Source organism: Klebsiella sp. CN_Kp088 (genome assembly GCF_040064335.1).
GTDB lineage: Bacteria > Pseudomonadota > Gammaproteobacteria > Enterobacterales > Enterobacteriaceae > Klebsiella > Klebsiella aerogenes.
Map to the genome: position 1 here is coordinate 68555 of NZ_JBEAIQ010000035.1, position 15011 is coordinate 83565.

Consider the following 15011-nt stretch of genomic DNA (forward strand, 5'->3'; position numbering starts at 1 on the left):
TCAAAAGGACAGAGAGATGGAAAAGCATCTGTTGATTAGCAAAGGCAGTAAAGGCTGGGGCGGGCCGCTGACGGTAAATATCGGTCAGGCGAAAAAGATTGCGTATATCACCGGTGGGATGTGTCCCCCGGTAGTTGAGCGCCTGTGTGAGCTGACCGGCTGGCCAGCCGTTGATGTATTTAAAAATGGCGAGCCGCCGGAAGCGGAAATTGGCCTGATGGTGATTGACTGCGGCGGCACCCTGCGCTGCGGCCTGTATCCGAAACGCGGGATCCCGACCATCAATTTACACCCCACCGGAAAGAGCGGACCGCTGGCGGAATATATCCACGAGGAAATATATGTCTCCGGGGTCACGCCTGCCGGTATTGAGGTGGTGTGGCCGCAGGGAGAAGGCGGCACGCTGGGTATCGTCGCAGACGATCTCACCGGCGCGACGACCCTTGGCGTCCTGCTGGCGCGTAGCGGCCTGAAGACGGCGGCTTTCTTTGATACGGAGTCCTTCTCGCGCAATGAGGTGGAATATCCGGCCATGGTTGTTAGTAGCGACAGTCGGCCGCTGCCGAAAGCCGAAGCCCAACACCAGGTGAGCGCGGCGGTACAGCAGTTACAGGCGCGCGGCGCGCACTATTTTACCAAGCGCATCGATACCACCTTGCGCGGCGGCATCGGTTTTGAAATTGACGCTATGCTCGAACAACTGCCGCTGGAAACGGTGGCGGTCGTGGTGCCGGCGATGCCGCAGTCGCGGCGGATCCTCGTGGGCGGCTATTCGGTTATTGATTCAGTCGCGCTCTCGCGTACCGACGTTGCCCGCGATGTCCGCACGCCAGTAACGGAATCCTGGGTACCGGGGCTGTTGGCGGCGCAAACGCATCATCAGGTTGGCCATATTTCTCTCTCTTCGGTAATGAAGGGCGAGTCGCAGATTGAAATTGATCTGCAGGAGCAACAGCAACGCGGAGTACGAGTTATCGTTGTTGACGCGATCACCGTCGAGGATGTTGATGCGATTGCCGGGGCGGTGGTTGCGTTGAACTGGAATGTACTGGCCGTCGACCCGGGCCCCTTTACCGAACGGCTGGCGGTGCGCCGTGGCCTGATGCGTGAAGCTCGCGTCGCAGCGCTGGCTCCGCAGACCGCAGAGCAGCAGCGTGGTTCGATTCTGGTGGTGGCGGGCAGCGCCACGCCGGTGACCAAAAAACAATTACAGTATTTGATCGCCAACGATCCGCGGGTATGCCACATCCCGGTGGATGCGGAACTGCTGGTGGATAAAAAGAATGCCGCGGAAATTGAAGTACAGCGGGTGGTACAGCATGCCCGTCATTGCATTCCGCAGCAGCAAAACGCCTTATTCATCTTTGAGTCGGCGTTGACCGGGCGGCTTCTGGATCTCCAGGAGGAGGAGCGGCGTTTCGGGCTCTCTCACGGCCAGGCGGCGGAGAATATCAACCAGGGACTGGGCAGCATCGTGCGTGAGGTGTTGAACTGCGCCGGTGGGGAAATAAAAGGGCTTTATATGACCGGAGGCGACACAATGGTCAACGTCCTGAAAGAGCTTGGCGCAACCGGTATTGAAATGATTGACTACGTGATCCCGCAAACTGATATGGTGCGAATTATCGGCGGTGATTATGCTGGGTTAATTTGCGTCGGCAAGGGCGGATTAACCGGCCCGGAAGATATTATTAGCACCATTGTCGAACGGATTTATAAAGAAGCACAAAATTAATAATCCAAGGCGACGTAATTGTAGTCCGGGTGGTATTGCGTCGTTTTCTCTCTGTGCCCTAAATACTTTAAGTTATCAGCCGTAATTGCATTATTCGTCGATACAACTTGAAGAGGGCTGGATATATATAACTAAGATGAGCTACCCTATGAATATAAATATCCTGGATAAAATGAATAAGGTACCCGGTGGATTAATTATTATCCCACTGCTTGCCGCCATTCTTATTAATACTTTTGTGCCGCAGGTATTGGCGATTGGCGGCCCGACAACGGCACTGTTTAAAGTTGGCTCCAGCGCCATGATGGGGATTTTCCTGCTAATTTGCGGAACCTCGATTAATATTCGCCAGGCCGGTTTGCCGTTGTATAAAGGCGCGGTGCTGCTGTTCCTTAAATGTCTTGCTGGGGCGCTGGCGGTATGGGCGGCAGGGGCGATGTTTGGTCCGGCTGGTTTCCTTGGTATTTCGACCCTGGCGCTGATTGCCTGTTTAACCAGCTCTAACAGTTCACTGTATATCGCGCTGTGTAGCAACTATGGCGATGCCAGCGACGCCGGAGCGATATCGGTGTTTTGCATTAAAGACGGTCCCTTCGTCACCATGGTGGTGTTGGGTGTCAGCGGTCTGGCTAATATCCCCTTTGCCGCGCTGCTGTCGATGCTGATCCCGCTGCTGATCGGCATGCTATGGGGGAATCTCGATGAGCGCTTCAAACAGCTTTGCGCCGCGGCGCAGCCGCTGATTATCATCATTATGTCGTTTGCCATTGGCGCTAACTCAAGCATTGATACCGTGTTTACCGCCGGGCTGTCAGGCATTCTGTTGGGCGTTATCTCGGCCATCACCGGCATTATTTTCTATTTCCTGTATAACCTGTTTCTTAAGAGGAAGACCGCATTGGGCGCAGCGCTCGGCACCACGGCCGCCAGTTCCGCACTGACGCCAGCTCTGGTGGCGCAGGCGGATCCGTCGCTGACGATGTACGTTGATGCCGCCACCGCGCAGCTGGCTACCGCCAGTATTATTACCATGCTCACCGCGCCGGTTCTGGTGGCCTGGTTTGACAAACGTCTGAAAAAGCGCGCCCCGCAGGTAGAGGATACGCCAGTAAAAGAAGATGACAAACCGGTGTCGCTACCATCGCATGCGCCGCGGGGGAATAAATAATATGCCATCACCGTTGTATTCGTTGTCAATTACCGCCGTGGGAGAATACGTCACAAATTATCTCGCGGAAAATAAATTAATTCTCTTTGCTGAACCGGCATCTGCGGATATTGCCATGTATTGTGCGCTGCACCGCGCCAGTGATTTATCGGCGGAATTAGCTCCCGGACAGATACTATCGCTAAATAATACTCAGTATCGCATCACCGCGGTGGGCAGCGTGGCAACGGCGAATTTAAAACGGCTTGGCCATATTACCTTGAGTTTTGATAACGCCGCGCAGGCTGAATTACCTGGGATGGTTCACCTGGCAGGCAGTTCACCCAAAATAATAAGTGAGGGTGACCAAATTTCAATTTATACACTTTAAATTAAATCTGTTATTAATCTAAGGAATTAACTATGAAAACGATCGCTATTGGTGCGGATGATGCCGCCTATGCATTTCGCGATGTCATCGTCGCTTATTTGCAGGAGTCAGGAATAAACGTTGCGGATTACAGCAGCGATAAACGCCAGGGTAGCACGGTATATCCGGATGTCGCTCACGCGGTGGCGATGTCGATTAAGCAGGGTGAACACGATCGCGGGATCTTAATTTGCGGTACCGGCATTGGCATGAGCATTGTGGCGAATAAAGTTCCGGGTATTCGCGCCGCGCAGTGTCACGATACTTTCTCCGCCGAGCGGGCGCGCAAAAGCAATAATGCGCAGATTATCACCCTTGGCGCGCGGGTTATCGGCACGGAATTAGGCAAAAAAATCCTCCAGGCGTGGCTGGCGGCAGAATACGAGGGCGGCGGTTCAGCGCCGAAAGTTGAACGAATCGATTATTACGAACACCAGCATGCCAGAGATTAATTCCCGGTTTTTTTGAAAGGAACAGACTATGAACCAGCTTGATACCCTGAAATCCTATACCGTGGTCGTTGCCGATACCGGCGATATTGAATCGATTAAAAAATTTTCGCCGCAGGATGCTACGACCAATCCGTCATTGGTGCTGAAGGCTGCCCAACTTCCGCAGTACCAGGCGCTGATCGCCGACGCCATCGGTAAAGCGCGCCGTCAGGGCGGCAGCGAACAAACCCAACTGATTAATGCCTGCGATCAGGTGGCGGTGGATATCGGCAGCGAAGTACTGCGCCATGTACCCGGGCGTATCTCCACCGAAGTCGACGCGCGTTACGCCTGGGATCGTGGCATGTGCGTCGCGCAGGCGCGCAAGCTAATCCAGATGTATGAAAAAAACGGTATCGGCGCCGAACGGATCCTGATTAAGCTGGCGGCGACCTGGGAAGGGATCCGCGCGGCGGAGGAACTGGAGAAAAGCGGCATTAACTGTAACCTGACGCTGCTCTTTTCCTTTGCCCAGGCACGCGCCTGCGCCGAAGCGGGGGTCTATCTGATTTCGCCGTTCGTCGGGCGGATCTACGACTGGTATCAAAAGCATCAACCCCAGACGGAATATCAGGCCGACCTCGATCCGGGCGTCGTTTCCGTACGCCAGATTTATCAGTACTACAAATCCCACGGCTACGACACCGTAGTGATGGGCGCCAGCTTTCGCCGTATTGAGCAAATTCAGGCGCTGGCGGGCTGCGACCGGTTGACGATTTCCCCGGCGCTGCTCGATGAGCTGGCGGCTAACGACGCACCGCTCAGTCGTCAGCTCCAGCCCGGTTACGTCAGCGAAACTCGACCGTCGCCGATGAGCCAGGCTGAGTTTCTCTGGCAGCATCATCAGGATCCGATGGCGGTGGAGAAACTGTCGGAAGGCATTCGGCTGTTTGCCGCCGATCAACTGAAACTTGAAAACCAAATTCGCCAGATGCTGTAAGCAGCAGGGAAGACCGCTATGAATAACACTCTTGTCGTTCGCCGCCGCTGCGCCAACGCGCTGCGCGCACTCTCGATGGACGCTGTACAGAAAGCCAAATCCGGCCACCCTGGCGCCCCGATGGGCATGGCTGACATTGCCGAAGTCCTGTGGCGTGATTTCCTGAACCATAACCCGCAGAACCCGTCCTGGGCCGATCGCGACCGCTTCGTGCTGTCCAACGGTCACGGCTCCATGCTGATTTACAGCCTGCTGCACCTCACCGGTTATGATCTGCCGATTGAAGAACTGAAAAACTTCCGTCAGCTGCACTCCAAGACTCCGGGCCACCCGGAAGTCGGCTACACCGCAGGCGTGGAAACCACCACCGGCCCGCTGGGCCAGGGGATCGCTAACGCAGTCGGTATGGCTATCGCGGAAAAAACGCTGGCGGCGCAGTTTAACCGTCCAGGACACGACATCGTTGATCACTTCACCTACGCCTTCATGGGCGACGGCTGCATGATGGAAGGCATTTCTCACGAAGTGTGCTCCCTGGCCGGTACCCTGAAACTGGGTAAACTGGTGGCGTTCTATGATGACAACGGCATCTCCATCGATGGCCACGTTGAAGGCTGGTTCACCGACGATACCGCGAAACGCTTTGAAGCCTACGGCTGGCACGTGGTGCGCGGCGTTGACGGTCACGACGCTGACGCCATCAAACGCGCGGTAGAAGAAGCGCGCGCGGTCACCGACAAACCGTCCCTGCTGATGTGCAAAACCATCATCGGCTTCGGTTCGCCGAACAAAGCAGGCACCCATGATTCCCACGGCGCGCCGCTGGGCGACGCGGAAATCGCGCTGACCCGCGAAGCGCTGGGCTGGAAATACGCTCCGTTTGAAATCCCGTCTGACATCTATGCGCAGTGGGATGCGAAAGAAGCTGGCCAGGCGAAAGAAGCGGCGTGGAACGACAAGTTTGCCGCCTACGCGAAAGCCTTCCCGCAGGAAGCCGCCGAATTCACCCGCCGTATGAAAGGCGAAATGCCGTCTGACTTCGACGCCAAAGCTAACGAGTTCATCGCTAAGCTGCAGGCCAATCCGGCGAAGATCGCCAGCCGCAAAGCATCGCAGAACGCCATCGAAGCGTTTGGCCCGCTGCTGCCGGAATTCCTCGGCGGTTCTGCCGACCTGGCGCCGTCCAACCTGACCCTGTGGTCCGGTTCTAAGCCGATCAACGAAGACACCGCCGGTAACTACATCCATTACGGCGTACGTGAATTCGGTATGACCGCGATTGCCAACGGTATCTCGCTGCACGGCGGTTTCCTGCCGTACACCTCTACCTTCCTGATGTTCGTGGAATATGCGCGTAACGCGGTACGCATGGCGGCGCTGATGAAACAGCGTCAGGTGATGGTCTACACCCACGACTCCATCGGTTTGGGCGAAGATGGCCCGACTCACCAGCCGGTAGAGCAGGTGGCTTCCCTGCGCGTCACGCCGAACATGTCCACCTGGCGTCCGTGTGACCAGGTTGAATCCGCGATTGCGTGGAAATATGGCGTAGAGCGTCAGGACGGCCCGACCGCGCTGATCCTCTCCCGTCAGAACCTGGCGCAGCAGGAGCGTACAGCAGAGCAGCTGGCAAACGTGGCCCGCGGCGGTTATGTGCTGAAAGATTGCGCCGGCCAGCCGGAGCTGATCTTCATCGCTACCGGTTCAGAAGTGGAACTGGCGGTTGCCGCGTGGGACAAACTGACCGCCGAAGGCGTGAAGGCGCGCGTGGTCTCCATGCCGTCCACCGATGCGTTCGACAAGCAGGATGCGGCCTATCGTGAATCCGTACTACCGAAAGCCGTTTCTGCCCGCGTAGCGGTAGAAGCCGGTATCGCGGACTACTGGTTCAAATACGTTGGCCTGAACGGCGCCATCGTTGGCATGACCACCTTCGGTGAGTCTGCGCCGGCAGAGCAGCTGTTTGAAGAGTTCGGATTCACCGTTGACAACGTTGTCGCCAAAGCGAAAGCACTGCTGTAATCGTCTCACCGCTATCGCCCGGAACGTTGCCGGGCGATACTCATAATGTGTTATTTTTTAGTTGCAATATTGTGACTACCGAAGCGATATGCTGCCGTCGTTTATGGCATATTCTTACTCTCTGGCGACCAAGAAGGAGCGTGAGATGCCACCTGAGTACGTTGATTACCTGATCCTCGGCGACGAGCACCATGGCGAAACTTACAGCGATATTAAATCTACCCGCCTGGCCGTACGTTCAAAGTATGCCTCAGATGCTAAACGCACCGTTGATGATGAGCCGATGGTTGCGCCGAAAATGGTGAACTATCATGTTCACGAATATCCAGCGCAGGATGGCCGTTTCTACCTGGTGGCCAGCAACTATCCTTTAAGCCATTTCGATGTTGAGGACGCGTTGATCAAATCCCGCGTCCATCCGCTGCGCGCGTAGCACCTGGCGTTTATCGGCGGGCAGCTTCCGGCTGCCTCGTCATCAATCCCATCTTTATCCTGTCTCTGCCGCGGTGTTGATCGTTATCGTGGAAGACCCTGCGGCGATTCCATCCGCCATGCCCATCAGCCTGTATAAGGAGAGCCTGTGATGCCTTCGCCGATGATTTATCAGCACTTAACGACCTCAGCGCTACTCGAACACGCGGCGCAGTATCATCGCGAGACGGAAATCGTCTCGGTGAGTACTGCCGGAGAAATAGAACGTAGCAGTTGGGGAGAAGTGGCCCGCAACGCCCGACGGCTGGCCTCGGCGCTGGCGACGCTGGGCCTGCCCGCTGGCGCCCGCTGCGGTACGTTAGCGTGGAATAACCGTCGTCATCTCGAAATCTATTTCGCCGTCGCGTCCGGCGGTTGGGTGACACACACTATCAATCCGCGGCTGTCGGTCGAACATCTGTTGTATATCATCAATGATGCCGCCGATGAGGTGCTGTTTATTGACCAGACTTTCCTGCCATTAATACGGCAACTGCAGCCACAGCTACCGACGGTTAAACATATCGTATTGATGGAGCCGCATAGTGAAGACGCGCAGGATCTGCTGCCGTCGTTACGCTTTTTTGACCAGCTGTTGCAGCAGGGGGATGCCGACTATTGCTGGCCTGGGTTGAGTGAGCTGACGCCTGCTTCGCTTTGTTATACCTCAGGGACCACCGGCAGGCCGAAAGGCGTACTGAATACCCATCGTTCGCTGGTGCTGCATGCGCTAAGCGGCAACCAGCCGGACGGTGCAGGCATTTCAGCGCAAGATTCGCTGTTGCCGGTAGTGCCGATGTTCCACGTCAACGCCTGGGGAACGCCGTTTATTGCCGCGATGGTCGGCGCGCGACTGGTGTTGCCGGGGCCGCACCTTGATGGCGATAGCCTGCTGCGTCTGCTGAGCGCCGAGAAGGTCAGCGTGGCTTTTGGCGTGCCGGTGATTTGGGCCGGACTGCTGGCGGCGCTGCGTAAATCGGATCTTCGCCTGCCTTATTTCAAGCGCTCCTTCGTCGGTGGCTCGGCGTTACCGCCATCGATGAGAGAAGCGTTTAAGCGCGATTATGATATTGAGCTGATCCATGCCTGGGGGATGACGGAAACGTCGCCCATCGGCACGATCAATACGCTGCTCAGTAAGCACGCCGCACTCCCGGCGGAGCAGCAGCGTCAGCAGAGTGATGGGCAGGGACGGCCGATTTTCGGCATCGATTTGCGGGTGGTGGATATCGACGGGAAACCGCTGCCCTGTGATGGCAAAAGTCAGGGATATTTGCAGGTTCGCGGCCACTGGGTGGTCGATCACTATTTTGGTCGCGATGAGAGTGCGCTGACCGCTGATGGCTGGTTTGATACAGGCGATATCGGCACCCTCGACGTTAACGGCTATCTGGTTATCCACGATCGGGCGAAAGATATTATTAAATCTGGTGGGGAGTGGATCTCGACCGTCGAGCTGGAGAATATCGCCATCGCCCATCCAGCGGTGCGCAGCGCCGCAGCGATTGCCGCACGTCATCCGCGTTGGGATGAACGCCCGGTGTTGCTATGCGTCCGCGCTGAAGGGGGCGAAGTCGAAGAGGCCGATCTGCTGGCCTGGTATCAGGAGCGGGTGCCGAAATGGCAGTTCCCCGACCGCATAATTTTTATCGATGCGTTGCCGGTTAGCGCCACCGGTAAGGTGCTGAAGAATCGCCTTCGTGACGAGTACGGCCAGATTTTAATGCGCGAGGAAAGATGACCACCGCTGAGTCTGTGCATTGTCTACAGCATCAGGCGGGTAGGGGAAAAAGGCGGAACCAGGGTTCCGCCTTACGGGGTTAGCGCCCGGCTTTCAGTTTCTGGTAATACTCTTCATAAATGGCGCTGGCGCTGCCGACGTCATTTTGCCATTCGCCTTTTTCGATAGTGGCGGCATCCGGATACAGCGATTTATCGTTGGCGACTTCCGGGCTGAGCATTTTGCGCGCGGCCAGGTTTGGCGTCGGATAGCCGATAGTTTCGGCTACCTGTTTCGCGACATCAGGGCGCAGCAGGAAGTTAATCAACTTCAGCGCGCCGTCAACGTTTTTGGCATTCGCCGGAATCGACAGGCTATCCATCCAGAAAATGCCGCCTTCTTTTGGCCAAATCACTTCCAGCGGGGTACCTGCCTGACGCGCGACATAAGCGGAACCGTTCCAGACCATGCCAAGGTTCACTTCGCCTTCCATATACGGGTTTGCCGGGTTATCGGAGTTGAACGCCGCGACGTTTGGCATCAGCTTTCTCAGCTCGTTATAAGCCGCTTCAATCTCTTTTGGATCGGTGGTGTTGCCGGAATAGCCCAGTTTGCGCAGCGCCATCTGGAACACCTCGCGCGCGTCGTCGGTCAGCAGCAGGCTGCTTTTATATTCCGGTTTCCACAGGTCGGCCCAACTGGTTACGGTTTTCGGGTCGATAGCATCGCTATTGACGCCGATTGCCGTCGCGCCCCAGATGTAGGGAATTGAGTAGTCGTTATTCGGGTCGAAAGGTTTGTTCAGCATCTGCGGGTCGAGGTTGCTGAAGTTACTCAGCTTGCTCTTGTCAATCTTTTGCAGCATGCCTTCTTTGCGCATTTTGTCGACGAAATAGGTTGATGGCACCACCAGATCGTAAGCGCCGTCTTTATAGGTTTTGAGCTTGGCGTACATGGTTTCATTCGACTCGTAGGTCGAATAGATCACCTTGATGCCGGTCTCTTTGGTGAACTGTTCCAGCAGGCCTGGCGGCACGTATTCGGTCCAGTTATAGAAGTAGAGCGTTTTGCTATTGTCCGCCTGCGCGGCGCCCATGCCCAAAGCCAGAGCGCCCGCAGCGAGCAGGTGGCGTGACCATTTTTTCATTTTAACGTCCCCTGAGTTTTATCACGTGCAATTAACTGACTGGCGATAACCATCACCAGCGAAAGAACCAACAGAATCGTCGCCAGCGCGTTCACTTCTGGTGAAACGCCGACCTTCACCATGGAGTAGATCTTCAGCGGCAGGATTTCATAGCCCGGACCGGTGACAAACGAAGAGACCACCACGTCATCCATCGACAGGGTAAAGCTCAACAGCCACCCGGCTGCTACCGCCGGCAGCGCCAGCGGCAGGATGATTTTGCGCAGGATGGTCATCTCGCTGGCGCCGAGATCTTTCGCCGCTTCCAGCATGCGCACATCAAAGCCTTTCAGGCGAGAGAACACGGTCACCACCACGAATGGCAGGCAGAAGGTGATATGCGAAAACAGCAGCGACCAGAAACCCAATTGAATACCGATCAGCATAAACAGCACCAGCAGGGAGATAGCCATCACGATATCCGGCGACATCATCACGACGAATAGCATTCCGCTGACGAACGGCTTACCGCGAAAACGGTAGCGATACAGCGCCACGGCGGTGAGCGAGCCGATAAGCGTGGCGAAGGTTGCCGACAGCACCGCCATGGTCAGCGAGTGCTGGGCGGCCTGCAGCAGGCTATCGTTATTCATCAGCAGGCTATACCAGTCGGTGGTGAAGCCTTGCCAGTTAATACCAAAGCGTGAACGGTTAAACGAGTTAACGATCAGAATAATAATAGGGATGTAGAGATACGCGTAAATGGCGGTCATAAAGCCGCCGCGCAGCAGTCGACCGATCATTCCAGCTCCACCTTTTTATTCAGCAGACGCGCCGCGCGCCAGTAAATCAACAACATCAGCCCCATCACCAGCGTTAAGGTAATACTGGTCGCCGCGCCGAACGGCCAGTCGCGGATATTAAGGAACTGACTCTTGATAACGTTGCCGATCAGCAGGTTTTTGGCGCCGCCCATCAGGTCTGAGACGTAAAAGAGCCCCATTGCCGGCAGCATCACCAGCAGACAGCCGGCGATAATTCCCGGCATGGTCAGTGGAATAATGATGCGGATAAAAGTCTGCAGCTTGCTGGCGCCGAGATCTTTTGCCGCCTCCAGCAGCGGGCGATCCAGTTTCTCAATGCTGGAGTAGAGCGGCATCACCATAAACGGCAGCAAAATATAGACCAGGCCGATGATCACTGCCGATGGCGTGTACATAATGCGTACCGGCGTATCGATAACCCCCAACCACAGCAGGAATTCGTTCAGATAGCCTTTGGTACTGAGGAAAATCTTCAGCCCATAGATGCGGATCAGCGAGTTCGTCCAGAACGGGACGATCAGCAGGAACAGCAGCAGCGGGCGTACCTTTTGCGGCAAGCGCGCCAGGAACCACGCGAACGGGTAGCCCAACGCCAGGCAGGCGAGGGTCGCCAGCAGCGCCATATTCAACGAGTGCAGCAGCACATCGTAATAGAGCGGATCCAGCAGCCGCGAGTAGTTATCCAGCGTGAAGACCATTTTGACGAAGTTCGCATCGTCGCGGGTCAGGAAGCTGGTGGCGATGATCATTAGGTTGGGCAGGAAAACGAACAGCACAAGCCAGCCCACGATGGTGGCGATCACCACATTCTGGAATTTACTGGTGTTCTTCATCGGCCAGCACAACCTCCCAGCTTTCTACCCAGTTAATCGCCATTTTCTGGTCGAGTGAGTGGTCAAAGTCCGGATCGTCTTCATTGAAGAATTCGCTGACCATAACCATCTTGCCGTTTTCCAGCTCAACAACCGACTCAAGGGTCATCCCCTTGTAGTTGCGCTCGCGCACGTAGCCGATAAGGCCGTCAGCTTCGCTGCCGTGATGAATTTCATCCACGCGGAGATCTTCCGGACGGAGCAGTACGTTCAGCTGTTGCCCTTTTTCAACGGCGAAGTTGACGTAGATATTGCACTCGCGGCCTTCGACGCAGGCGCGTACGCGCTGTTCATCCAGACGTTCAATGACGGTCGCGTTGAAGATGTTGATTTCGCCAATAAAACTGGCGACGAACAGATTCTTCGGCTCTTCGTAGATTTCACGCGGAGTGCCGTCCTGCTCGATTTTGCCATCGCGCATCACCACAATGCGGTCGGACATCGTCAGGGCTTCTTCCTGGTCATGGGTGACGAAAACAAAAGTGATGCCGAGCTTGCGCTGTAGCGCTTTGAGTTCGTTCTGCATCTGCTTACGCAGCTTGTAGTCGAGCGCCGAGAGGGATTCATCAAGCAGCAGCAGACGCGGTTTGTTGACCACCGCCCGGGCGATGGCGACACGCTGCTGCTGGCCGCCGGAGAGTTGGTGGGGCTTACGCTGAGCAAACGCCTCCAGCTGTACCATTTTCAAAGCGTCCATCACCCGCGGGGTGATTTCTGCCGCCGGGGTTTTCTGCATCCTCAGGCCGAAGGCGACGTTTTCAAACACGGTCATGTGCGGGAAAAGCGCATAGCTTTGGAATACGGTATTGACGTGGCGGTTTTCCGCCGGAACATGGGTGATATCCTGGTCTTCAAGGTGGATACGTCCGACATCGACGCTTTCCAGACCAGCGATTAGACGAAGAACCGTTGTTTTACCGCAGCCAGAGGGGCCAAGCAGGGTGAGAAATTCACCATTATTGATGGTTAAGTTGAGATCGGAGATAACGGTCTTACCATCAAAGCTTTTGCGAATTCCCGCCAGTTGTACCAGCGGAGAAAGCGAACGCGGTTGTATATTCAATTTTTGACTCTGTCCCATGTAGACGCAACGGAAAAGGGATCGCTGCGGGGTTTGTGATTAACCACCTTTGGGGTTGCACATAATTAATAAGGGCCAGCATTTTACGGCAAACGATTGTAATCGCCAATCATTGTTGTACCGCGGTGTACCACCTTTACACATAATGCATGTAAATGTATTAAATTTTGGTTTACGGGCTAAAAATGACCTGACGCAATATTTGTCTTTTCGCCCTTATTGATAATGTTGTCACAAAAAAAGAGGGTGGCCACATGGATAAATTGCTTGAGCGTTTTCTGCAGTATGTTTCTTTAGATACGCAATCGAAGCCTGGCGTGCGTCAGGTTCCCAGTACCGAAGGGCAGTGGAAGCTGCTGCGTTTGCTGCAGAGCCAGTTGGAAGAGATGGGGCTGGTCAACGTGACGCTAAGTGAAAAGGGCACGGTGATGGGGACGCTGCCGGCCAACGTCGCAGGCGAAATCCCGGCCATCGGTTTTATTTCCCACGTTGATACCTCGCCGGATTTCAGCGGCAAGAACGTGAATCCGCAAATTGTCGAAAACTACCGCGGCGGCGATATCGCCCTCGGCATCGGCGATGAAGTGTTGTCGCCGGTGATGTTCCCGGTCCTGCATCAGCTGTTAGGCCAGACCCTGATTACCACCGATGGTAAAACGCTGCTCGGCGCCGACGATAAAGCGGGCATCGCAGAGATCATGACGGCGCTGGCGACGCTGCAGGCGAAAAAGATCCCTCACGGCGATATTCGCGTCGCCTTTACGCCGGATGAAGAAGTCGGCAAAGGCGCGAAGCACTTTGACGTCGCCGCGTTTGATGCCCGCTGGGCGTACACCGTGGATGGCGGCGGGGTCGGCGAACTGGAGTTTGAAAATTTCAATGCCGCCTCGGTGACCATCAAAATTGTTGGCAATAATGTGCATCCCGGCACGGCTAAAGGGGTGATGGTTAACGCTTTATCGCTGGCGGCGCGTATTCACGCCGAAGTGCCGGCCAGTGAGGCCCCGGAAACCACCGACGGTTATGAGGGTTTTTATCACCTGACCAGCATCAAGGGCAGCGTCGACCGGGCGGAGATGCACTACATTTTGCGCGATTTCGATCGCAAGCAGTTTGAAGCGCGCAAACGCAAAATGATGGAGATCGCCAAAAAGGTCGGTAAAGGGCTACATCCGGATTGCTACATCGAACTGGTGATCGAAGATAGTTATTACAACATGCATGAGAAGGTGATTGCCCATCCGCATGTAGTGGACATCGCGCGTCAGGCGATGGTGGACTGCGATATCGAGCCGCAGATAAAGCCAATCCGTGGCGGTACGGACGGCGCCCAGCTCTCTTTCATGGGCTTACCGTGCCCGAACCTATTTACCGGCGGCTACAACTATCACGGTAAGCACGAGTTTGTCACTCTGGAGGGCATGGAGAAAGCCGTGCAGGTGATTGTGCGGATTGCGGAGCTGACGGCAAAACGTTAAAGCCAGATCCCGGTCCTGTAGGCCCGGTAAGCGCAGCGCCACCGGGCAAAAAGAGTCCATATAAACTGAAGAGGAGGGAACCTCTGATGTCAAATTATCGCCGTAGTTATATCCCCGGCGGCTGCTGGTTCTTCACCGTAAACCTGCAAAATCGCCACAGCGATCTGCTGACACGACGTATTGATCATCTTCGTGCCGCGATAGCCTGTGCTAAACGTAAAAGACCTTTCCAGATTAACAGTTGGGTTGTGTTACCTGAACATATGCACTGTATCTGGACGTTGCCGGAAGGCGATTCCGATTATTCTGGTCGTTGGCGGGAAATTAAAAAGTCTTTTACGCGTGCGTTAGCGCAAAACCAGATCTGGCAGCCGCGTTTTTGGGAACATGCCATCCGTAATGATGAAGATTATCGGCGTCATATGGATTACGTTTATATCAATCCAGTGAAACACCGGCTTGTCGGACGTGTGAGTGATTGGCCATATTCAACGTTCCATCGTGATGTGAGGCAGGGGTTATATCCTGTGGATTGGGCAGGGCACATCGCCGAAATGGATGCCGGAGAGCGGCGGTAATATGCCGGATGGCGGCTACGCCTTATCCGGCCTACGATGCCGATGCCGTTTGTAGGCCCGGTAAGCGCAGCGCCACCGGGCAGGATGTGGGTTGAT

14 protein-coding genes are annotated in these 15011 nt (G+C 55.4%); 10 read left to right on the forward strand and 4 right to left on the reverse strand.

The annotated features are described in order from the left end of the window. Positions 1-16 precede the first annotated feature (16 nt). From ABLV08_RS21905 to ABLV08_RS21940, 8 genes are all read left to right on the forward strand, one after another. Positions 17-1735 (forward strand): four-carbon acid sugar kinase family protein, encoded by a 1719-nt coding sequence (locus ABLV08_RS21905; protein WP_348856252.1) that lies wholly within the window; start codon positions 17-19, stop codon positions 1733-1735. 148 nt (positions 1736-1883) lie between these two features. Next, complete coding sequence (locus ABLV08_RS21910) at positions 1884-2903, forward strand: 2-keto-3-deoxygluconate permease (protein ID WP_047045300.1); 1020 nt, start codon at positions 1884-1886, stop codon at positions 2901-2903. A 1-nt stretch (position 2904) separates the two neighbouring features. Next, complete coding sequence (locus ABLV08_RS21915; RefSeq protein ID WP_348856253.1) at positions 2905-3273, forward strand: PTS glucitol/sorbitol transporter subunit IIA; 369 nt, start codon at positions 2905-2907, stop codon at positions 3271-3273. Between the two features lie 32 nt (positions 3274-3305). Further along, entirely contained in the window at positions 3306-3764 is a 459-nt protein-coding gene (gene rpiB / locus ABLV08_RS21920; RefSeq protein ID WP_015367158.1) for a ribose 5-phosphate isomerase B, read from the forward strand. Between the two features lie 28 nt (positions 3765-3792). Continuing rightward, positions 3793-4743 (forward strand): transaldolase, encoded by a 951-nt coding sequence (gene tal, locus ABLV08_RS21925; RefSeq protein WP_048228654.1) that lies wholly within the window; start codon positions 3793-3795, stop codon positions 4741-4743. Between the two features lie 18 nt (positions 4744-4761). Continuing rightward, a complete protein-coding gene (gene tkt / locus ABLV08_RS21930; protein ID WP_015367156.1) occupies positions 4762-6765 on the forward strand; it encodes a transketolase in 2004 nt (667 codons plus the stop codon). 145 nt (positions 6766-6910) lie between these two features. Then, a complete protein-coding gene (locus tag ABLV08_RS21935; protein ID WP_015367155.1) occupies positions 6911-7198 on the forward strand; it encodes a hypothetical protein in 288 nt (95 codons plus the stop codon). Between the two features lie 150 nt (positions 7199-7348). Continuing rightward, the gene (locus tag ABLV08_RS21940; RefSeq protein WP_348856257.1) at positions 7349-8977 is read left to right on the forward strand and encodes a long-chain fatty acid--CoA ligase; all 1629 of its coding nucleotides are present in this window, start codon (positions 7349-7351) and stop codon (positions 8975-8977) included. 79 nt (positions 8978-9056) lie between these two features. Here the strand turns inward: ABLV08_RS21940 and potD are convergent, their stop codons facing one another. Genes potD through potA form a run of 4 tightly spaced genes read right to left on the reverse strand, consistent with a single transcriptional unit; the run spans position 9057 to position 12859 of the window. Further along, positions 9057-10103, reverse strand: a complete 1047-nt coding sequence (potD, locus tag ABLV08_RS21945; RefSeq protein WP_348856254.1) for a spermidine/putrescine ABC transporter substrate-binding protein PotD — start codon at positions 10101-10103, stop codon at positions 9057-9059. After that, entirely contained in the window at positions 10100-10885 is a 786-nt protein-coding gene (gene potC / locus ABLV08_RS21950) for a spermidine/putrescine ABC transporter permease PotC (protein WP_012968557.1), read from the reverse strand. The genes potD and potC overlap by 4 nt, the downstream gene beginning before the upstream one ends. Then, positions 10882-11739 carry a spermidine/putrescine ABC transporter permease PotB gene (potB, locus tag ABLV08_RS21955; RefSeq protein WP_015705059.1) on the reverse strand — a complete coding sequence of 286 codons (858 nt, stop codon included), beginning with the start codon at positions 11737-11739 and terminating at the stop codon, positions 10882-10884. The genes potC and potB overlap by 4 nt, the downstream gene beginning before the upstream one ends. Then, positions 11723-12859, reverse strand: coding sequence for a spermidine/putrescine ABC transporter ATP-binding protein PotA (gene potA, locus ABLV08_RS21960; RefSeq protein WP_015705060.1), 1137 nt, complete (start codon positions 12857-12859; stop codon positions 11723-11725). Before potA ends, potB begins: the two co-directional genes overlap by 17 nt. 254 nt (positions 12860-13113) lie before the next feature. Between potA and pepT the strand changes: the two genes are divergently transcribed. Then, positions 13114-14337, forward strand: a complete 1224-nt coding sequence (gene pepT / locus ABLV08_RS21965; protein ID WP_015367150.1) for a peptidase T — start codon at positions 13114-13116, stop codon at positions 14335-14337. A gap of 86 nt (positions 14338-14423) precedes the next feature. Continuing rightward, the gene (locus tag ABLV08_RS21970) at positions 14424-14915 is read left to right on the forward strand and encodes a transposase (RefSeq protein ID WP_047056367.1); all 492 of its coding nucleotides are present in this window, start codon (positions 14424-14426) and stop codon (positions 14913-14915) included. The last annotated feature ends 96 nt before the right edge of the window (positions 14916-15011 follow it).